Annotated in this window: 18 protein-coding genes and 1 tRNA gene; 4 read left to right on the top strand and 15 right to left on the bottom strand. The window is 68.9% G+C overall.

What is annotated here, in order from left to right:
• The first annotated feature begins 17 nt into the window (after window positions 1-17).
• Window positions 18-518, top strand: coding sequence for a hypothetical protein (locus ABC319_RS01755; RefSeq protein WP_413068578.1), 501 nt, complete (start codon window positions 18-20; stop codon window positions 516-518).
• Here ABC319_RS01755 and ABC319_RS01750 read toward each other — a convergent pair.
• Window positions 515-2,740 carry a spermidine synthase gene (locus ABC319_RS01750; RefSeq protein WP_413068577.1) on the bottom strand — a complete coding sequence of 742 codons (2,226 nt, stop codon included), beginning with the start codon at window positions 2,738-2,740 and terminating at the stop codon, window positions 515-517. The two genes, ABC319_RS01755 and ABC319_RS01750, sit on opposite strands and share 4 nt — an antisense overlap.
• Window positions 2,737-3,726 carry a porphobilinogen synthase gene (gene hemB, locus ABC319_RS01745; protein ID WP_413068576.1) on the bottom strand — a complete coding sequence of 330 codons (990 nt, stop codon included), beginning with the start codon at window positions 3,724-3,726 and terminating at the stop codon, window positions 2,737-2,739. The genes ABC319_RS01750 and hemB overlap by 4 nt, the downstream gene beginning before the upstream one ends.
• A gap of 70 nt (window positions 3,727-3,796) precedes the next feature.
• On the opposite strand from hemB, the gene ABC319_RS01740 reads away from it, so the two are divergent.
• On the top strand, window positions 3,797-4,696 hold the full coding sequence (locus ABC319_RS01740) for a diacylglycerol/lipid kinase family protein (RefSeq protein ID WP_413068575.1): 900 nt from the start codon (window positions 3,797-3,799) through the stop codon (window positions 4,694-4,696).
• Here the strand turns inward: ABC319_RS01740 and ABC319_RS01735 are convergent.
• The 9 genes from ABC319_RS01735 to ABC319_RS01695 all read right to left on the bottom strand — a co-directional run bounded on the left by ABC319_RS01735 (window position 4,659) and on the right by ABC319_RS01695 (window position 16,615).
• A complete protein-coding gene (locus tag ABC319_RS01735) occupies window positions 4,659-6,053 on the bottom strand; it encodes an MATE family efflux transporter (RefSeq protein ID WP_413068574.1) in 1,395 nt (464 codons plus the stop codon). The genes ABC319_RS01740 and ABC319_RS01735 overlap by 38 nt on opposite strands.
• A gap of 303 nt (window positions 6,054-6,356) precedes the next feature.
• Window positions 6,357-9,278, bottom strand: coding sequence for a valine--tRNA ligase (locus ABC319_RS01730; RefSeq protein WP_413068573.1), 2,922 nt, complete (start codon window positions 9,276-9,278; stop codon window positions 6,357-6,359).
• A gap of 58 nt (window positions 9,279-9,336) precedes the next feature.
• Window positions 9,337-11,376, bottom strand: coding sequence for a S9 family peptidase (locus ABC319_RS01725; protein ID WP_413068572.1), 2,040 nt, complete (start codon window positions 11,374-11,376; stop codon window positions 9,337-9,339).
• 66 nt (window positions 11,377-11,442) lie between these two features.
• The gene (locus tag ABC319_RS01720) at window positions 11,443-13,056 is read right to left on the bottom strand and encodes a histidine kinase famiy protein (RefSeq protein WP_413068571.1); all 1,614 of its coding nucleotides are present in this window, start codon (window positions 13,054-13,056) and stop codon (window positions 11,443-11,445) included.
• 78 nt (window positions 13,057-13,134) lie between these two features.
• Window positions 13,135-13,719, bottom strand: a complete 585-nt coding sequence (locus tag ABC319_RS01715; protein ID WP_413068570.1) for a DUF2497 domain-containing protein — start codon at window positions 13,717-13,719, stop codon at window positions 13,135-13,137.
• A 26-nt stretch (window positions 13,720-13,745) separates the two neighbouring features.
• Entirely contained in the window at window positions 13,746-15,269 is a 1,524-nt protein-coding gene (locus tag ABC319_RS01710) for a TolC family outer membrane protein (RefSeq protein ID WP_413068569.1), read from the bottom strand.
• A gap of 5 nt (window positions 15,270-15,274) precedes the next feature.
• On the bottom strand, window positions 15,275-15,958 hold the full coding sequence (locus tag ABC319_RS01705; protein ID WP_413068568.1) for a protein-L-isoaspartate O-methyltransferase family protein: 684 nt from the start codon (window positions 15,956-15,958) through the stop codon (window positions 15,275-15,277).
• 192 nt (window positions 15,959-16,150) lie between these two features.
• Window positions 16,151-16,312 (bottom strand): Flp family type IVb pilin, encoded by a 162-nt coding sequence (locus tag ABC319_RS01700; protein WP_413068567.1) that lies wholly within the window; start codon window positions 16,310-16,312, stop codon window positions 16,151-16,153.
• A gap of 120 nt (window positions 16,313-16,432) precedes the next feature.
• Window positions 16,433-16,615, bottom strand: coding sequence for a Flp family type IVb pilin (locus ABC319_RS01695; protein ID WP_413068566.1), 183 nt, complete (start codon window positions 16,613-16,615; stop codon window positions 16,433-16,435).
• Between the two features lie 137 nt (window positions 16,616-16,752).
• Here ABC319_RS01695 and ABC319_RS01690 point away from each other — a divergent pair.
• Window positions 16,753-16,826: transfer RNA gene (locus ABC319_RS01690), tRNA-Cys, on the top strand.
• 49 nt (window positions 16,827-16,875) lie between these two features.
• Complete coding sequence (locus ABC319_RS01685) at window positions 16,876-17,076, top strand: hypothetical protein (RefSeq protein WP_413068565.1); 201 nt, start codon at window positions 16,876-16,878, stop codon at window positions 17,074-17,076.
• Window positions 17,077-17,096: 20 nt separating this feature from the next.
• Here ABC319_RS01685 and ABC319_RS01680 read toward each other — a convergent pair whose 3' ends face one another.
• The 4 genes from ABC319_RS01680 to ABC319_RS01665 are packed head-to-tail and all read right to left on the bottom strand — an operon-like array spanning window position 17,097 to window position 20,835.
• Entirely contained in the window at window positions 17,097-18,044 is a 948-nt protein-coding gene (locus ABC319_RS01680; RefSeq protein ID WP_413071585.1) for an acetyl-CoA carboxylase carboxyltransferase subunit alpha, read from the bottom strand.
• Between the two features lie 10 nt (window positions 18,045-18,054).
• Window positions 18,055-18,954 (bottom strand): tyrosine-type recombinase/integrase, encoded by a 900-nt coding sequence (locus ABC319_RS01675; protein WP_413071584.1) that lies wholly within the window; start codon window positions 18,952-18,954, stop codon window positions 18,055-18,057.
• Window positions 18,955-18,956: 2 nt separating this feature from the next.
• On the bottom strand, window positions 18,957-20,717 hold the full coding sequence (locus ABC319_RS01670; RefSeq protein ID WP_413068564.1) for a hypothetical protein: 1,761 nt from the start codon (window positions 20,715-20,717) through the stop codon (window positions 18,957-18,959).
• Entirely contained in the window at window positions 20,701-20,835 is a 135-nt protein-coding gene (locus tag ABC319_RS01665; protein WP_413068563.1) for a hypothetical protein, read from the bottom strand. Before ABC319_RS01665 ends, ABC319_RS01670 begins: the two co-directional genes overlap by 17 nt.
• Window positions 20,836-20,896: the final 61 nt, after the last annotated feature.

Genomic DNA, 20,896 nt, shown 5'->3' with positions numbered 1-20,896 from the left:
GATCGTAGGAATTGGCCATGACACTCACTCGGTCACTGGTCCTGCTGTCCCTGTTTCTCGGCGCCTGCTCGCGGGATGCCACCAGCTATCCGTCGCTCGCCAAGCGGCCGGTCGAGGCAATGGACTTCACCGATCCGCCTGCACCGCCCGAACAGCCGATCGTCGCCGATCCGGCGCTCGACGCCCGGATCGCGGCGTTGCAGACGCGGCTGCGCTCCGTCGCGTCCGGCTTTGACGCCGATGCGACCAAGGCGGATCGGCTGGCGCGGGCGGCGGGTGCCAGGACGGTCGGCAGCGATGCCTGGCTGGACGCGCAGACCGCGCTGGCCGGGCTGGACGACTGGCGGGCACAGGCGACCGCCGTCGCCGCCGATGCGGAGGCGGCCGGTGCCGAGCGGGCGGCGACGCTGGCGCCGCCCTATCCCGCGCTGGAGACGCTGCAGCAGGCGGCGACCGCCGAGACCGGGCGCGAGGGCGCCGCGATCGAGCGGCTGCAGGCGGCGCTGCCCGGCGCCTAGGGCCGTTTCAACAGGGGCAGGATCGTCGAATAATCGTCGGTCCAGGCGGCGATGCCCGGCCGGGTCTGCGGCCCGCGCCACTCCTTGCTGCCGCGGGTCAATTCTGCCAGCACGGCGGCGTCCGGCGACAGCGCGATCCACATTGAGTGGGAGGCCGTGGCATCCAGCGTCGACGGCTTGTAGTCGAGCAGCGTCGCCGCCCAGCCGCCCTCCTGCGCCGCCGCGGCGACCACCGGCTCCAGGTCGAGGAACCGGTTCGAGATGTGGACGAGCAGCAGGCCACGCCGGCCGACGACGCGGGCATAGGTGGCGAACGCCTCTCGCGTCATGAGGTGCATCGGCACCGCATCCGACGAGAACGCGTCGAGGGCGAGCATGTCCAGCGACCCCGCTGGCGCCCGCGCGAGGCTGACGCGGGCGTCGCCCATGACGATCGAGGGGTTCGGCAGGCAGCGCGACAGATAGGTGAACTGGCCGGTGTCGCGGGCGATACGGACGACCGCCGGATCTATTTCGTAGAACCGCCAGGTCTGGCCCGGCCGTGCGTAGCAGGCGAGCGTGCCGGTCCCCAGGCCGACCACGCCGACCCTTGCGCGGGGGCCGTACAGCTGCGGCAAAGCCTGCATCGCCTGCCCCACGCCGCTGCCGGGCGCGTAGTAGGTGGTGGGCGTCCGCTCCCGCGCGACCGTCCCCGCCAGCTGGATGCCGTGGACGGTCGTGCCATGATCCAGCTCGCGCAGGCGTGGCCCGATCCTGACCGTGTAGACCCCGAAATAGCTGCGGGTGCGGGCTCCCGGCTCGGCCGACAGCGCCAGCGAGCGATAGCCGCCGAACAGCATCAGCGCGGTCGCCAGCACCGCCATATAGGCAACCCGCACGCCCACGGAGGCCAGCCCGATCGCACCGACGACGAGGAAGAAGATCCCGCGACGATCGACCCCTCCCGGCGCCAGCGCCGCGCCCCCCGCGATCAGCAATGCCGCCAGCAGCACGCCGACCACGATCGTGGCGGTCGTCCGCCGCGCCCACCAGAGGTTGCGCAGGCCCGCCGTCAGGAACGTCTGCGGCGCCAGCGCACCGGCCGCCAGGATCAGCAGCGGGTATTCGTACGTCCAGTCGAACACCACCGGCGCGACCAGCCCGGCGAACACGCCGCCCAGTGCGCCACCGGCGGCCATGGCGAGGTAGAAGCCGGTCAAGCGGTCCGGCGCGGGGCGCCGCCTGTACATGGCAGTGTGCAAGGCGACGGATGCGACGAACAACAGCGCGAGGGCGACGATCAGGGTGAACCACGGCCCCTCCTGATACCCGCCCATCATCACGCCACCGAAGAGCAGGATGGTGATGGGCGCGATCCGCGTGATGAAGTCGGCCGCGGCGCGCCGTTCCGCAAAGGCGATCGAGAAGCTGAGCAGGTACAGTCCGAGCGGCAGGACCCAGAGCAGCGGCATCGCCACGATGTCGGTGGTGATGTAGGTCGATGTCGCCAGCATCAGGCCGGAGGGCACGAACGACAGCGCCAGCCACCATTGCACGGTCCGCCGCGTCGGGGCGGGCGACACCGCCACCTCCGCCTCCATGCGGTCGGTCGAGCGCGGCAGGGTTGCCACGCATGCGACGATCAGCGCGGCCAGCACCAGATAACCACCGCTCCAGGAAAGGCTCTGGACGCGCACCGGCATCAGCGGCTCGACGAGCAGGGGATAGGCGATCAGTCCGGCGAAGCTGCCGAGGTTCGATGCGGCGTAGAGCGCATAGGGATCACGCCCGCCGCTCGCCACACTGAACCAGCGCTGGACCAGCGGTGCCTGTGCCGACACGGCGAAGAACAACGGCCCGATCGAACCCAGCAGCAGCCACGGCGCCCACAGCGCCGGCTGGACGCTCGCAGGCAGTTCGGACGCCATCAGCCCGATCGGCAGCCACAGCGCGGCGACTAGCAGCACCGCGACATGCACCATGCCCTGCGCCCGCGGCCGCAGGCGGCCCAGCGCATGCGCATACGCATAGCCACCCAGCAGCAGCGCCTGATAGACGAGCATCGCCGAGTTCCACACCGCCGGCGCACCGCCCAGCCGCGGGAGGGCCATGCGGGCGACCATCGGCTGCACCAGGAACAACAGGAACGATCCGGCCAGGATGGTGAGGACGAACAGCGCCCGCCCGGCGACCTGCCCGGCCGAGACCGCGTCGCCCTCCGGCGGCCGCAGCGGCTCCGTCATGCGGTCAGCAACCGCGCGGCATGGGCGGCGTGATAGGTCAGGACGCCCGAGCAGCCGGCGCGCTTGAACGCCATCAGCGTCTCCAGCACCAGCGCGTCGCGATCACCGGCCCCGGCGGCAACCGCGGCTTCCAGCATCGCATACTCACCCGACACCTGATAGGCGAAGACCGGCACCTCGAACCGCCGCTTCACCCGCGCGATGATGTCGAGATAGGGCAGGCCCGGCTTGACCATGACGCTGTCGGCTCCCTCGGCCAGATCCATCGCCACCTCGCGCAGCGCCTCCTCGGCATTGGCGCTGTCCATCTGGTATGTCTTCTTGTCGCCCTTCAGCAGCCCCCTGCTGCCGACCGCGTCGCGGAACGGACCGTAGAAGGCCGACGCGTATTTCGCGGCGTAGCTCATGATCTGGACATTGTGGTGGCCGGCGCTCTCCAGCGCGGTGCGGATCGCGCCGATGCGGCCGTCCATCATGTCCGATGGCGCGATGATGTCGGATCCGGCCTGAGCCTGGTTCAGCGCCTGGCCCGCCAGTGCATCCGCGGTACGGTCGTTCACGACATAGCCGGCGGCGTCGACCAGGCCGTCATGGCCATGGGTGGTGTAGGGATCGAGGGCGACGTCCGTCAGCACGCCAACCTCCGGCACCGCATCCTTCAGCGCGCGGATCGCCCGGCACATCAGGTTGCCGGGGTTTAGTGCCTCCGCCCCGTCGTCGGAACGCAGATGCGCAGGCGTGTTCGGGAACAGCGCGATGCAGGCGATCCCCAGATCGCGGGCCTCGCGGGCCCGGGCGACGATCCCGTCGACCGACCAGCGCGAGACGCCGGGCAGGCTGGCGATCGGCTCTTCCACCCCCTGCCCCTCCGCGATGAAGAGTGGCCAGATCAGGTCGGCCGGGGTCAGGACGGTCTCGGCATGGAGGCGGCGGCTCCAGGCGGACGCGCGGGTGCGGCGAAGGCGCACGGCGGGAAACGACGACATGCCCGCGTCCATGCGGGATCGTACGCGCCCCGGCAAGCGTTGGGGTGATGGTTGCGGGAGTGTATCGATTATGCGCGAGATCCGGTCGGCGGCGATGGTCGTCAACGCCAAGTCGCGCAAGGGGCAGAAGCTGTTCAAGCGTGCCTGCGCGGCGATGCAGGGTTTGCCCTACAAGGTGGATGCGCGGGCGGTGGAGGATCCCGACCAGCTGGAGGCGGTGGTGCGCGACGTCCTGTCGGCGGATCCGGATCTGGTGATCCTGGGCGGCGGCGACGGCACCATCAGCGGTCTGGTCGACCTGCTGGTCGGCAAGGACGTGGTGCTGGGCGTGCTGCCGCTGGGCACGGCCAACAGCTTTTCGCGGACGCTGGGCATTCCCCGCACCATCGAAGGCGCAGTCGACGTCATTAAGGCGGGGCATACCCGCCGCATCGACCTGGGCATGATCGACAAGGATTACTTCGCCAATTGCGCGGCGATGGGGATCAGCCCGCAGATCGCCGAGACGGTGCCGCACGGATTGAAGAAGGTGCTGGGCATGATCGGCTATCTGGGCTGGGCGAGTTATCAGTTCGGACGGTTCAAGCCGTTCACCCTCCACGTCGACGACGGCACCAAGAAGCGGAAGATGCGCGTCGTCGAGGTCCGCATCTCCAACGGGCCCTATCACGGCGGCACCTGGCTGGTGGACGAGGCGTCGGTCAATTCCGGCGAGATCGTCGTGCAGGCGGTGCGGGGCCATTACAAGCGCAAGCTGGTCTATAACTGGATGGCCAGCATATTGGGGCTGAAGGCCCGGCACCAGGACACGATCAGCTTTTCGGCGAAGAGCGTCCATGTCGATACCGAGCCACGCATGCCGATCTCCATCGACGGGGAGGTCCTTGCCCGCACCCCCGTCACCGCGCGGGTCGCAGCCGGCGTGATCGAGGTCATGGCGCCGCCGGCACCGGCGCGGCCGGCGATGTAGACAGCCCGCCCGTGCGCCACGACGCATAGCGATAGTAGAGCGCCGCCCCGATCAGCGTCACCGCCGACCCGGTCGGGAAGCTCCACCACAGCGCGTCGGCGCCCAGCGCCCGGTGCGCCAGCAGTGCCAGCCCCAGCCGCACCGGGAACATCGCGACGAACAGGATAACGAGCGGCCCCCAGACGGCGCCGTTCGCCCGGACGGTGCCGAACAGCACCATCGTCGCGCCGAACAGCACGAAGCTCCAGCTGGCGATCAGGCTGATCCGCCGGGCGATCGGGATCGCCGCGCTGCCCTCTGCCAGGAACAGTCCCAGCGTCGTGCGATCGAACCATACTACCGCGGCGACGAGTATCCCGGTCATCACGACGTTGTAGATCAGGCCGACCCGCGTGATCTGCGCGACCCGGTCCCACCGGCCCGCGCCGATATTCTGCGCGGCCATCGCACTGACCGCGGCGCCGATCGCCAGCGCCGGCATCTGGACATAGGCCCATAGCTGGAGCGTGACGCCATAGGCCGCGGTGGTCGCCACGCCCTCGCGGTTCACCAGCCCGACCATGGTGAGCCCGGCGACCGAGATGACCAGCATCTGTGCGCCGATCGGCAACCCCTTGCCGACGATCGTCCGCACCAGTGCCGCCTGCGGCAGGACGTAGCGCATCTCCGCCGCGCGAAGCCGGATCGGCAGGTCGCGCAGGTTCAAATAAGCGACCAGCGCGACGATGCCGACGCCGTTGGCGATCAGCGTGGCAAGGGCCGATCCGGCGATCCCCATCCGCGAGAACGGCCCGAGGCCCAGGATCAGCACCGGGTTCAGCCCGGTGTCGACTACCACCGCCAGCACCATGAACCACAGGGGCGTCATCGAATCGCCGGTGCCGCGCAGCCCCATCATCGCCAGCACCAGGATCATCGAGGCGGGTAGCCCGAGGAAGATCACGCGCAGGTAATCGTCGGCCAGCGGCAGCGCCTCTGCCGGGGTGGCGAGGAGCAGCAGGATATCGTGCGAGAACGCCCAGCCGAGCAGCGCGACGACGATCGAGGTCGCCAGCACCAGCCCGATCGCCGAGCCGAACGCGCGCCGTGCACCGTCCACGTCGCCACGCCCCCAGCTCTGCCCGATAAGGATCGTGGCGGCCATGCCGAACCCGAAGACCGCACCGAACATCAGGAACATGATGATGTTGGCGTTCGACGTCGCGGCGAGTGCGCCTTCCCCCAGAAAGCGCCCGACCCAGATCGCGTTGATCGATCCGTTCAACGACTGGAGGACGTTCGATCCCAGCGTCGGCAGCGCGAAGGCAAGCAGCGTGGAGCCGATCGGTCCGGTGGTGAGATCCCGTTGTCCGCCCATCACCCACCCCGCCCGCTGTCCGGCGCGGCCATGCCCGATCGGCGCGGCGGCGGATAGGGGCAGCCGCGAATGTTGAGGAAGTTGCGGGTCGTGACGGGTCGAACGCTGAGGGTGTCAACATTCGCGCAGGGAGGTGACGGTCGGCGGGGACGGTCGCGGGCGTGCATCGCGGACGACGGTGACAGACGGCCCGACTGTAGGACAGCCATGTGTCGCCCGTCGTGACGGATGGCCGTCCCGCGGCTCAGGGCCCACCCCCGGGCTCCGGCCTGCACCGGGGACCGGGGGTGCGGCCCGGAGACCCTATCCCAGCCGGCCGAGAGCGGCGTGCAGGCGAGCGGCCTCGGCCATCTTGTCGGCGTGATCGGCCTTTGCCTTCTCCACCGCCTCGGGCTTGGCACGCTCGACGAAGCTGGGATTGGACAGGCGTCCACCCAGCGCATCGCGCTCCTTCTCGGCGGCGGCGATCGCCCTGGTCAGGCGCGTCCGCTCGGCATCGAGATCGATGACGCCGGCGAGCGGGAGGACGAAGGTCGCCTCGTCGACGACGACCTGCGCGGCGCCGCCACCCGTCGCGTCGCCGGCGGTCAGATCGACGCGGGCCAGACGCGCCAGCACCGATTGCTGCCGGGACAGCCGCAACGTCGTCAACTCCCCGGCATCGCGGACATGGAGCGGCAGACGGGAGCCGGGCGGCACGTTCAGCTCGGTGCGCGCGGTGCGGACTTCCGAAACCAGCCGGATCAGCCAGTCGATCTCCCGCTCCGCTTCCGGATCGAGCGCGCGGGCGTCGGGCATCGGCCAGCGGGCGACGATCAGGTCGTGGTCGCGCGCGGCGAGACCGTGCCAGAGTTCCTCGGTGACGAACGGCATGAACGGGTGGAGCACGACGAGGATCTGGTCGAGCACCCAGCCGGCGACCGCCTTCGTCTCGTCGTCGATGCGGGTCTTGATCAGCTCCAGATACCAGTCGCAAAAGCGGCTCCAGACGAACTGGTAGATGGCGTTGGCCGCGGCATCGAACCGGTATTCGCCCAGTGCCAGATCGACCGCCTGTACCGTGCGGACGCACTCGGCGACGATCCACTGGTTGACCGCGTGGGTGGCGACCGGCGGTTCCGGCGTGGACGATCCGCCGATGCCGTTGGCCTGCGCGAAGCGGCAGGCATTCCACAGCTTGGTCGCGAAGTTGCGATACCCCTCGACCCGCTTCTCATCCATCTTGATGTCGCGGCCCTGGCTCTCCATCGCCGCCATGAAGAAGCGCAGCGCATCGGCGCCGTACCGGTCGATCAGGCCGAGCGGATCGACGGTGTTGCCCTTCGACTTCGACATCTTCGCACCGTCCGCCGCGCGGACGAGGCCGTGCAGGTACAGGGTGCGGAACGGCACGTCGTGCATGAAGTGCAGCCCCTGCATCATCATCCGCGCGTCCCAGAAGAACAGGATGTCGAAGCCGGAGATGAGGACGTCGTTGGGGTAGCGGCCGCCCAGGCGTGGCATGGCGTGCCCCTCCCCTTCAGGGGAGGGGTTGGGGTGCGGCGTTTCCGCACTCGCCATGGTCTCGGTGAGACGGCCACGCCCCACCCCCGGCCCCTCCCCTGAAGGGGAGGGGTGATCCTCCGGCCAGCCGAGCGTAGCGAACGGCCACAGGGCGGAGGAGAACCAAGTATCGAGAACATCGCCATCTTGCCAGATGACCGCTCGCGTCGAGCGGCCTTCGGAAGGAGCCATCAACATCTCGTCAAAGGCATCTTCAGGTGATTTACCAATGACTATCTCGGCGCCGTAATACGCACGCGCAGCGTCCAGAGCCTGCGCTTCGGTCTCTTCAACGAAAACGGCATAGTTGCCTTGAAAATTGGTGGCGTCGGCGCCTTTGATTTCTATGCCGATCTTTCCTTCGGCATCCAATCGGGGCCCAAACCATGCCGGAATGCGGTGCCCCCACCACAGCTGGCGCGAGACGCACCAGGGTTGGATGTTCTCCATCCAGTTGAAGAAGGTCTTTTCCCACGTCTTCGGCACCAGCCGGATCGCGCCGGTCTGCACCGCCTCGATCGCGGGCGCGGCCAGCGTCTTGGCGTCGACATACCATTGGTCGGTCAGCCATGGCTCGATCACCACGCCGGACCGGTCGCCATAAGGCGTCTGGATGGTGCGCGGCTCGGCGTCGTGCTCCGCGCCGTTCTTGTCGATGTGCGGGATCAGGAAGCCGTCGGCCTTCAGGCGGGCGACCACCGCCTTGCGGGCATCGGCGGTCGACAGGCCGATCAGCGCAGGGGGGATCAGCCCGTCCGCCGTCTGGACGACATTGGCCTTCGCATCCAGCATGTTGAGCATCTCGCCCGCCTTCATGCCGGCGCGCCTGCCCACCTCGAAATCGTTGAAGTCGTGGCCCGGCGTGATCTTGACCGCGCCCGAGCCGAGCGCCGGATCGGCATGCTCGTCGGCGACGATCGGGATCAGGCGACCGGTGATCGGCAGGCGCACGTTGCGGCCGACCAGCGCGGTGTAGCGTTCGTCGGCCGGGTTTACCGCCACGGCCATGTCGGCCAGCATCGTCTCCGGCCGGGTGGTCGCGACCTCAATGAAGCCCGATCCGTCTTCCAGCGGATAGCGCAGGTGCCAGAACTGGCCCTTGATCTCGCGCGTCTCGACCTCGAGGTCGCTGATCGCGGTGCCGAGGCCCGGATCCCAGTTGACCAGCCGCTTGTCGCGGTAGAGCAGGCCCTGGCGGTGCAGCTCGACGAACACCTTCAGCACCGCCTTGCTGAAACCCTCGTCCATCGTGAACCGCTCGTTGGACCAGTCCATCGAGCAGCCGAGCCGGCGCAGCTGGCGGGTGATCTGGCCGCCGCTCTCCGCCTTCCACGTCCACACCTTGTCGAGGAATTCGTCGCGGGTGAAATCGGTGCGCTTCTGCCCGGCGGCGTTCAGCTGGCGCTCGACCACCATCTGCGTCGCAATGCCCGCATGGTCGGTGCCGACCACCCACATCGCATCCTTGCCCTTCAGCCGGGCATGGCGCGTCAGGATGTCCTGCAGCGTGTTGTCGAGCGCGTGGCCGATATGCAGCGAGCCGGTGACGTTGGGCGGCGGGTTGACGATCGTCCACGGCTCCGCGCCCGGACGGTCGGGGCGGAACAGGCCCTTCTCTTCCCAATGGCTGTACCAGCGCTGTTCGATGGCGGCGGGGTCGAAGGTCTTGGGAAGCTCGGTCATGCTCGCCCCTTAGCGGGGGCGACGGCCGTTCGTCACCCCCCGGCCCAGCCCGCCCCGATCACTTCGCGGCGGTCCACCGATCCATCCAGCCGATCACCTCGCCATACCATTGGCGCGAGTTCTTCGGCTTCAGCACCCAGTGGTTCTCGTTGGGGAAGACGAGCAGGCGCGACGGCACGGCGCGGCGCTGGAGCGCGGTGAAGGCGGCCAGCCCCTGCGTATACGGGATGCGGAAGTCCTTTTCGCCGGTGATGACCAGCATCGGCGTCTTCCACCTGTCGACGAAGTTGACCGGGTTCCATTTCTCGAACGCCTGCGGATCCTCGTAATAGGTCTTGCCGCCATGTTCCCACTCGTCGAACCACAGTTCCTCGGTCTCGTATGCCATGGCGCGCGCATCGAAGACGCCGTCGTGCTGGACGATGCATTTGAACCGGTCGGGCCACTGACCCTCGATCCAGTTCATCATATAGCCGCCATAGGAGGCGCCGAGCGCGCAGGCGCGGTCACCATCGAGCCAGCCGAATTTGGCCGTCGCGGCGGCGAAACCCTTTTGCAGGTCCTCCAGCGGCCAGCCGCCCCAATTGTTGCTGATCGAGTCGGTGAAGCCCTGCCCGTAGCCGGTCGACCCGTGGAAATCGACCGCGACCAGGCCGTAGCCGGCGCCCGCGAACACCGCCGGGTTCCAGCGGTACGACCAGCTGTTGTTGCTCGATCCCTGCGGCCCGCCATGCACCATGAAGGCAACCGGCACCTTGCCGGTCGTGCCCGCCGGACGGACGGCATAGCCCCATACGGTGTCGCTGTTGGCACCGGTGAACGAGAAGCGGGTGACGGTCGGCATGTCGATGCCGGCCAGCCGATCGGCATTGACGCTGGTCAGCCGCTGCGCGCGGTTCGGCCGGGTGACGAGGTAGTAATCGTCGGGCGCGGTCAGGCTGTCGAGGGCGACGACCGCCCCCTTCGGTACGACGGCGACGGCGGCGACATGGCCCTGAACGGTCAGGCGGGTAACCTTGCCCGTCGCCGCATCGACGCGGAACAGCGGGGTCTCCTGCGTGTCGTCGGCGGTGACGTAGAGCGACCGACCGTCCGGCGCCCAGGCGATCGAGGCGACGGAGCGGTCCCACGCCTCGGTGACCGCGCGGGTCTGGCCGGAGGCGAGGTCGCGGATCATCAGCACCTGACGGTCCGCTTCGAAGGTCGGCCGCTTCATCGCGAAATAGGCGAGCTGGCGGCCATCGGGCGATACGGTCGGCAGATTGTCGGTCGCGTCGTTGCCGGCGGTCAGGTTGGTCGGTGCGGCGGACCCGTCCGCGGGTACCGAGAAGATGTCGAGGTTGGTCGAGGTCGCCTCGATCCGCCCCGCCTCGCGCAGGGCGAAGTAGAGGGTCCGGCCGTCGGGGCTCCACGCCACCTCCTCGACGCCGCCGAACGGCCTGGAGGGCGTGTCGCCGACCAGCGTGCCGATCACCGCCGTGCCATCCCCCGGCGCGCCCTCGGCGGTCAGCGGCAGCACGAACAGCTGCGAGCGGGTGCCGTCCGCCCATGTGTCCCAGTGGCGGACGAACAGCTGGTCGTAGGTGCGGCCCGAGCCCGCATCCGCCGCCTTCTTCTCCATCGCCGGTGCCAGGCTGGGCGCGCCCGGTTTCCGGTCCGCCCAGACGACCAGCTTGCTGGCATCGGGCGCGACCCTGAAACCGCCGAAGCCGCCCTGAAAGCCGGTCAGCTTGCGCGGCGTGCCGCCGGCGAGGGGGATCGCCCACACCGCGCCGTCGCCACCGCCCTTGTCGGAGGTGAAATAGACCGTGTCGCCGACGATCTGCGGATCGTTCTCGTTGACGTCGGGCTCGGCCGCCAGCTTCTCCGGCTTGGCACCGCGCTTGGCGAGATCGAGCCGCCACAGGTCGTACCGGCCGCGATCGGCCGCCAGATCGATCTCGCGCTGTGCCCAGACCAGCCAGCGGCCGTCCTTCGACGCGGTGGGCGCGCCGACACGGCTCAGCATGGTCACGTCCTGGATGGTCAGCGGACGGGCGACGGCGGGTGCGGCGAGCAACGGCACGAGGGCCAGCCCGGCGAGGAGAAGATGCTTCATGCGGGCAAGTAGAGCAGATCGATACCGGCCCTTCAACTGGTAACGATCGTTACCGTTCGCCCGCGATCAGGTCCGCGCACCGGGCTTGTCGAGCACCTGCCGGATCCGTTCGTTCAGGTCGGCGCGGCGATAGGGCTTGCGGATCAGTTCGTACGATCGCGCGCCCTCGTCGATCGCCTCGTCGGCGAAACCGGTGGTCAGCAACACCGCGGTGTGCGGATAGTCGCGCTTGACCGCGTTGGCGAGCGCCACTCCGTTCATCCCGCCGGGCATCAGCACGTCGGTGAACAGCAGCTGGAAGTGCGGATCGCGCTGAAGGATGTCGAGCGCCTGGCGGGCGTTCATCGCCAGCGTCACGTCGTATCCCAGATCACGCAGCATCTCGCGTCCGAGCTCGCCGACATCGGCCTGATCCTCGACCATCAGCACCCGTTCGCGTCCGCCGTCATTCTGGCGGAGGATCGGCGCCGGCCTCATCGCGACCGCGCCGCTGGCGCGGGGGAAGAACAGCGAGAACTGCGCGCCGCCATCGGGGCCGTTGCGCACCGTCGCCAGCCCGCCGGACTGGCGCATGAAGCCATAGACCATCGCCAGGCCGAGGCCGGTACCCTTGCCCATCTCCTTGGTCGTGAAGAAGGGATCGAAAACCTTGTCGACGATCGCCGGATCGATCCCCGGACCATCGTCGGCGATCGTGACCACCGCATACTCGCCCGCAGTCAGTTTCTGGCCGGCCGGTTCGTCGTCATCGGGCAGCACCATGTTGTGGGTACGGATCGCGATCGATCCACCGTCGCCAACCGCATCACGCGCATTCGAGACGATGTTCAGGAGCGCCATCTCGGCCTGCACCGGGTCGATGCGACAGTTCCAGAGATGATCGTCGAGCTGGCGGCGGATCGTGACGCGGTCACCCGCGGTGCGATCCATGATCGGCCGGAAATCCGCGATCAGCGAGTTGAAGTTGAGCAGGCGGTCCCGCAGTTCCTGCTTGCGCGCAAAGGCCAGCAACTGCTGCGTCAGCGTCGCGCCGCGGCTGGCGGAGGTGGCGATCGCCTCGACCGCGCGACGGGCGGCGCGATCATCCTGCCCCACCCGCGCCTCGAGGATGTCGACATAGCCCAGGATGACCTGGAGGAGATTGTTGAAATCGTGAGCGATGCCGCCGGTCAGCTTGCCGACCGCCTCCATCTTCTGCGCCTCGTGCAGCGCCTCCTCCGCCTCTCGCCGGCGCGAGATGTCGAGCTGCGATCCGAAGAAGTACAGGAGGTTGCCGGCTTCATCGAGCACCGGCGAGACGAACAGCGCGTTCCAGAAGGTGGAGCCGTTCTTGCGATAGTTCAGGACCTCGACCGCGACTTCCTCGCGCTTCTCGATCGCCGATCGCAGCTGGCCGATCACCTCCCGGTCGGTTTCGGGCCCCTGGAGGAACCGGCAGTTCGATCCGACGATCTCGTCCTCGGTATAGCCGGTCATGAAGGTGAATGCGTCGTTGCAGAAGATGATCGGGTTGTCGGGCCGATGCGGATCGGTGACGATCATCGGCATCCGCGTCGTCTTCACCGCCGCGAAGAAGATGTCGTGCGGCGCGCGGTGGGGCGGCCGGACATCGGCGATCTGGGCCGGCGGCACCATGCCCGCCTCGAACTCCCGGGAAGGATCCGGCTCGTACTCGCTCATCGACGTTTCAACCGAACCAGACACAAGTCGTTCCGCGCCGACGCGGCGCGGCCGGCCCGTATTCCCACTCCCGTCACCTCAGCGCGTCTGGCCGGTAATCCGGGCGATCTCGCTCGCGACCATCTGCTCGACCATGGTCGGCAGGTTCTCGTCGAGCCACTCGCGCAGCATCGGTCGCAGCATGGAGCGTACGACACCCTCCAGGCTGCCATCGTCCGTCCGGTCGGCCGCGACCGGTTCCGGCTGGGCGATGAGGCGGGTCAGATTGTCCAGCGAGCTGCGGCTGGCCTGCGCCGTCCGGTCCGACAGGATCGGATCGGGCGCCTGCGCGGGCGTGGCGGGCTGGCGCGGAGCGGACGCCGCGGGCCGGATCGAGGCGACCTGGGGTTCGGCCTGCGGCTGCGGCATGATCACGTCTTCCTCGACAGGTGCATCAGCGAACGGGAAATCGTCGGCGGCGGTAGCGGGGATCGGATCGCTGAGCTCCAGCACCTCCGCGTCGTCGTCATCGACATAGGCCGACGGCTCGGGCGCCGGTGCCGGTGCCGGCTGTGCGCGTGAACCACGACGGGAGCGCACGGGCCCCTCGCCTTCCTCGGCGATGATCCGTTTGATGGAGGACAAAATCTCTTCCATCGACGGCTCGGCGCTCATGTCCCCCATTCCCGACTGACCCTGTTCGCCCGTCCCTATTGACGGTTCGGCGAGGACGCACCTGTGGTTAATCCCGGGCTCCTGTCAACATTCGTATCGAGCATCGGATCGGCAGGCGGCCTGACCGCGGCATTTTGCGCCGGCGTCGCTGCCGTCGAGGGAGCGACCGCCGCCGGCTCACCGTCGCTGTCGAAGTCGTTGATCCGGTTGCGGACACGACGGTAATTGATGGTCGGATCGTAGAGCGTCGACCCGTCCAGTCCCAGATCGCGCGCCTCTGCGTCGCCCATCGCCGCGAGGAGCGCGAACGCGGCGACATAGGCATCGCGCCGCGCCGTCACGAGCGTGACCTGGCTGTTGAGCAATTCCTGCTCGGCGTTCAGGATATCGAGGATGGTGCGCGTGCCGACGCTATTCTCGGCCCGAACCCCCTCGAGGCTGAGCTTGTTGGCGTTCACCGCCGTCTCGGCGGAGGCGATCACCTGTTGCGACGATTGCCACGCGGCATAGGCCGAGCGGGTCTGCGAGATGACGGAACGCTCCGTCGCGGTCTGGTTTTCCAGTGCTTGGCTACGCTGCGCCTCCGCCTGACGCACCTGCGCGGCCGGGCGCCCGCCCTGGAACAAGGGCAGCGTCAGCTGCGCGCCGACCGTCGCGGCGGTGGTGGAACCGGGAAAGACCTGACCATTCGCCACCGTCGGCGCCGAGCCCAGATAATTGACATAGGTACCCGTCGTGATCGCGGCGATTCGTGGCAGGCGGTTCGCCTTGGCCACGCCGATGTCGTAGCGGCTCGCGTCCGATGCCTTGCGCGCGGCGAGCAGCGTCGGGTTCTTGGTCAGCGCCTCCGACACGGCGGTCTGCGGTGAATTGGGCAGGTTCGGCAGCGTCGGCGGCTCTTCCAGTTCCACCGGCGGCGCGCCGACGACCGCGATATAGTTTTCGCGGCTGCCGATCAGCGTCGCCTCGGCCTGCTGAAGCTGGGCGCGGGCAAGCGCCAGACGCGCTTCGGACTGGGCGACGTCGGTACGGGTGAGGTCGCCGACCTGGAACCGGTCGCGGCTGGCATTCAGGTTCACGTCGAGCACGCGGACATTCTGCTGGTTCAGCCCGACGATCGCCTCGTCGCGGATCACGTTCATATAGGCGGCGACGACGTTGGTGAAGGTGTTCGCCTCCGTCCCGCGCAGCTGCGCGCGGCCGGCCTCCACCCGCGTCTCCGCGGCGCGAACCGCGTTCTTCACCGCGCCGCCCTGATAGACGGGCACCGAGAAGTTCAGCTGTCCGTTGGCGAACCGTTCGGGGTTGAGGAAATTGTTGTTCGCCTGGACGACGTTGTCGGTCGCCGTCCCGTTCAGGTTCAGCGACGGCAGCCCCTGCGACCGTGCGATCGGCACGTTTTCGTCGGCGGCGCGCAGCTGGGCGCGGCCGGCCGTGATCGTCGGATTGCTGGCATAGGCCTTGGCCAGCGCGCCGCGCAGCGTCTCGGCCGACGCCGGTGCCAGCGGCAGCAGCGCGACCCCGGCCAGCACGGCGCGACGAACGGCGGCCCCCCGCATGGAAATCAGAACCTGAAGCCGGATGGCCGGGCAAAGCCGGGCAACACCACGCACTCCGCATCGGCGAACGGAACGACGCCGTGGCCATTTGCCGTACGGCGCCCGCTGGCCAGACGCGTAACGCCTCGCTCGACGAGGCCGGTCGCGATCCGGCCGCCGACCCGCAGCTGTTCGATCAGGCGAACCGGCACCTCCTCGACCGCACCGTCGATCAGCAGCACGTCGTACGGGGCTCCATCGGCGTGCCCCTCCTGCAGCGGCCCCTCGACCACCGTCACCGCATCCTGATCTGCCAGATTGTCGCGGGCCTGTGCCGCGAGGGCCGGATCGCTCTCGACCGCGGTCACGCGGGCACCGAGCAGCGCGAGCAGTGCCGCGGTATAGCCGGTCGCCGCGCCGATGAGCAGCACGCGATCCTCCGCCAGTATCTCGGCCTGGGTCAGCAGGCGACCGGTCGGCATCGGCGGGTTCTGCGCCCGGCCGCCGCCCAGCGGAAGTGCGCCATCGCGATAGGCGATCGACGCCGAGGTGGTCGGCACGAACCGCTCCCGCGGGACCGTGCCCATCGCGGCGACGACGCGGACATCGTCGACCCCGGTGGTGCGCAGCTGGCTGGACACCATCGCCTGTCGCATGGCCGCATTGTCGGTCGTCGGCGCCCTGGTGCCGGAGATGTCGATCGTCGTCATGGCCCACCCTCTACGCGAAGCGTCTTAGTCATGCAATACACTGTTGTCGTAGCGCCGTCAGTATCGTGCGATCGGGTATGCGCCAAGGGCCATGCGGATCGGGTGACCGGCAATGCCGGCAAACACGAAGGGGCGGCGAACCAGGCCCGGTTCGCCGCCCCCGAATAAACATTCAGGCTGGATGGCCGATGCTTACTTCATGTTCGCCGCGACCAGGTTGAACGTGCTGCCCAGCTTGGTGCCCAGCGCGCTCATCGCGGTGATGGCGGCAACGGCGATCAGCGCGGCGATCAGGCCGTACTCGATGGCGGTGGCGCCCTTCTTGTCCTTGAACATGTTGCGAATCGTCTGCATTTTGATCTCCATCGTCGAAACTTCAGTCACCCGGCCGCACCGGGTGTCCGGTCCAGCAACAACCGGAATAATCGGCCCAGGTTAAAAAGATTTAAATCGGCCAGGCGCTTGCTCGACATTTCAGCGGGCATTGACGACCCGGGTGCTGACATTGCCCCACATGCCGATCGTGACGTTGGCGACACTGTTCAGCGCGACGAGCATGGCGAGCACGACCATGGCGATGATCAGGCCATATTCCACGGCGGTCGCGGCCCGGCTGTCGGACAGAAGACGCGCAACGACGCGGCGGACGGCTTTCACGGACACCATGCAACCGGGATTACAAGGCCTTGCTTAACGATTGACCAACGACGATCGGTGGAGCGGACCCTCGCCGCCGCTTTCCCCGGTTGACCGCGCCGGCAAAATTCCCCATCAGCCCGCCTCCCGAGCATCGAGGCCCGATGGCGGAGTGGTGACGCAGAGGACTGCAAATCCTTGCACCCGGGTTCGATTCCCGGTCGGGCCTCCAAGGTGTCGCGGCGCTTGCGCCGGCGACCGATCGCCTTAAGACCGGGTCCATGCTCATCGAAGCTGCCGTTTGCGTCGTCGCGATCGCCGTGCTGCTTGTGGCGGTGCTGTTCTGGATGGAGCGGGCGGAGCGGCGCCGGCGATCACGCTGGTGGCGGGAGTATTTCCATAATGGCGGGCTGGTCGGCGTTCTGATGCGGCGGTGGACCGGGCCGAAGCGGCTTACCGACCGGCCGGAGGACCACGCCTGATCATCGACGATCCGCCGGCGTCAGAGGCGGCCCATCTTCAGGAACTTGGCGCGTCGATCGGCCTTCAGCTCCTGCGCAGAAAGCGGTGCCAGATCCTTCAGCGATCGCTCGATCGTGTCGCCCAGTGCCGCGATCGCCGTCGACGGGGCGCGGTGCGCACCGCCCAGCGGCTCGGCGACGATCGTATCGATGATGCCGAGCGATTTCAGATCCTGCGCGGTCACGCGCATCGCCTCTGCCGCATCGGCCGCGCGATCGGCGGTGCGCCACAGGATCGACGCGCAGCCCTCGGGACTGATCACCGAATACACCGCGTGCTCGAACATCAGCACCCGGTTGCCGGCGGCGAGTGCCACCGCGCCGCCCGATCCACCCTCGCCGACGATCGCCGCGACCACCGGCACGCCGGCGTTCAGGCATGCCTCGGTCGAACGGGCGATCGCCTCCGCCTGGCCGCGCTCCTCGGCCTGGATGCCGGGGAAGGCGCCGGACGTGTCGACCAGCGTCACGATCGGCAGCGCGAAACGATCGGCCAGTTCGACGAGGCGGATCGCCTTGCGGTAACCCTCCGGCTTGCCCATGCCGAAATTGTGGCGGATGCGGCTGGCGGTGTCGGAGCCCTTCTCGTGCCCGATCACCATGATCCGCCGGCCGCGAAAGGCCGCAAAGCCGCCAAGGATCGCCTGATCGTCACCAAAGGCACGGTCTCCGGCGAGCGGCAGGAATTCCTCGAACAGGCCGGCGACGTAGTTCTTGAAGTGCGGCCGCTCGGGGTGGCGGGCGACCTGCGTCTTCTGCCATGGCGACAGCTTGGCGAAGGTGTCGCGCAGCAGCTTGTCGGACTTCGCCTGCAGGCGCCCGATCTCCGCATCGATGTCGACGGCACCGTCGGCCGCCGTCTCGCGCAGTTCGTCGATCCGCCCCTGCAGCTCGGCGATCGGTTTCTCGAATTCGAGGAAGCTTGGCATCGCCCGGCGGTTAAGGCTGGCGAGGCGCAAGGTCAACGAGCGGGTGCCGCGTGTTGACCAGTTCGACCAGACGACCGGCATCGACATGGGTGTAGATCTCGGTCGTGGCGATGTCGGCATGGCCCAGCATCGTCTGGAGCGCGCGGAGATCGGCGCCGCCGGCCAGCAGATGCGTGGCGAAGGCGTGGCGCAGCACGTGCGGGCTGATCCGGTCGGGCGGGATGCCGGCCACAACCGCCAGTTCCTTGATCAGCTGATACAGCCGGATGCGCGTCAGGTGCCGGGCGCCCGACGGGAAGAGGAACGGCTTGTCGGCGGACACCCGCAGCCGCCAGGCACCAACGGCGGCACGGGCGCGGTCGGAAATGGGTACCAGCCGCTCCTTGCCGCCCTTCCCCGCCAGGATCAGATAGGGACGGTCCGGCGCGACGGCGTTGCGGGGCAGCGACACCAGCTCGGTCGCGCGCAGTCCCGAGCCGTAGAGCAGCTCGACGATCGCCGCCAGACGCAGATCGGCCGCCGCGGGATGCTCCACCGCCAGTCGCGCGGCGATCGCGGCGAACAGCCGGTCGACATCGGCGTGGCTCAGGATCCGGGGCAGCGGGCGCACGGCCCCGGGGCGGGGCAGCGCGACGCCGGGATCGTCCGGGCGATGCCCCTCGTCGTGGAGGAACGCGAAGAAGCGACGCAGCGCGGCCGCCTTGCGTGCCACGGTGGCACGCGACAGGGCGCGCCAATCGTTGGCCAGTATCTGCAAGGCGCTCTCGTCGGCCATGGCGAGCCGCCCGGCCAGCACGGTCGATGCCAGCGACAGGTCGCTGCGATAGGCGGCCAGCGTGTTGCGCGCCGCGCCGGCCTCGGCAGCCAGCATCTCGAGAAAGCGGTCGATCAGTGGCCGGTCGGCCAGCATGCTCACGCCCGGGCGACCGCCTCTGCGGCGATCATCCGGGCCTCCCCCTCCAGCCCCACGGCGCGCAGCGCCGCGACGATGCGGTACAGATAGGCGGCCGGGACACCGCGCCACGCACCGGTCTGCATCCCGATACCCGCCAGTACCAGCACCGTGCCGGGCTGGTTCTCCGCCACGGCACGATCGAGCGCACGGGTCCAGCTGTTCTGCACACCGATGGGGATGGCGAGCGACTCGGCGCCGCGCTCTATCTCCGCCGCCGGCAGACGCCCGAGGCCGGCCAGCCCCGCGAACAGGAAGCGCTGCCGCAGCTCGCCGCCGCCATAGGATTCGACATCGCCGAACGCGTAGCGTCGGCCGCCATCGGGGTCGGCGAGCGCCAGCAACGCCCATGCCTGACCACCAACCGGAACCAGCCCGGCCCAGCGCTGCGCCGTCCGGTCGAGCCCGGCCGACAGCATCGAGGCGACCAGCCGGTCGGCATCGGCGTTGTTCGCCGCGGCCGGCTGGCGAACCGCGGCGCGCGCGGTCAACACCAGACGCCCATAGGCGGGAGTGCTGCCCCATAGCTGGCGGAGCGCCGATGCCCGGGCCGCCGGATCGGGATCGGCATAGGCGGTGCGCAGGTCCGATGCCGTCGCGGCGGCACCGGCGGGCGCGTCGTCCGCCATCGCCACGGCGCCGTAGAGGTCGACCAGCGCAACGTTCGACAGCACGCCCTGCGCCGCCGCCTGCTCGGCGATCGTCACGCGGTCCTTGACCGGTATCGACGGCGACAGGGCGCGCCACCCGGTCAGCTGCGGGCCGACGGCGGCATAGAAGTCGTCGGGGATCGCCACGCCCGTGGCCGTCGCCAGCCCGAATCGCCACGGCGTCAACCGATCGGCATCGGTCCACTCCACCGTCACCGCCTGACGTCCCCCAGCGGCGCCCATCACCTTCTCGGCCAGCCGGATGTCGAAGGTCGGCGCGATGCGACGGCGGCGGACCGACGCCAGCGTCTGACGCGCCGCGGCCGGATTGCCGGCCAACGTGGTGCAGACCGGGCGGGCGAGCGCCCAGGCGCCCTCCCCGGTGACGGCCAGGCCACCCTCAGCCAGCGGGCACAGCCCGGCCGGATCGCCCGCCGCAAGCATCGCGTTCAGCGCGACCTGGTAGAGTTTGGGCGTGTAGTTGCGATTGTCGACCTGCTGGACGACGGCACGCGCGGCCATCGATTCGCCCATGCGGAGCAGCAGCCAGGCGCGCTCGGCCGCGAAATCGGCGCCGTTCAGGTGGCGCGGCGTGTCCAGGCGGCTGACCAGCGCGCGGCGCAGCGCGATCGACAGCCACCGCGACGGCAGGGGCGCCGCCATGCGCCGCATCAGCTGCTCCACATACATGCCGTCCGCGCCGCCGAAGGCATCGGGCGCGATGCCGTTGCCGATCCCGACGCTGTTCAGCGAGCGACGGGCGAAGGGAGGCATCTCGTATGCGGCGAGAGCCATCGGATCGACCGGCGACGGCGTGGCACTGGGCGTGGGCAGTGGCGACGGCGTGTCCGAGGGCAGCGGCTGGACGATCGCGCCGGCCACGTCGGGTGTCGGCACAGCCCCGGGAACGGCAGGCGCCGCCCGTGGCGAGGCCGTGGCCCGAGGCGCGGGCGCGGGATCGCCGAAGCCGGGCGGCAGGATCGATTCGGGCCGATCCTGCGCCAGACCGGCGCCACCCAGTGCGACGACGCCGAGCGCCGCCGCCAGGGCCGCCCTATTGGAGGTTCGCAAGCGAGACCTGCTTTTCGACCTGTGCCGCCGGGCGTTCCGAATCGCGGCCGGCGAGCAGGAACAGCACGCCCCCGATCACGACCAGGAGGACGATGAGGAAGACGACCAGGCGGGACATGGAATAAGCCTTGATAACGATTAATCGTGCGCGATGCCGCCGCTTTTGCGTGGACGCGCAG

The sequence above is a fragment of the Sphingomonas phoenicis genome, from assembly GCF_047238005.1.
Taxonomy (GTDB): Bacteria; Pseudomonadota; Alphaproteobacteria; order Sphingomonadales; family Sphingomonadaceae; genus Sphingomonas.
Note: the sequence above shows the minus strand (reverse complement) of the source record. Positions and strands in the feature narration are given on the sequence as shown.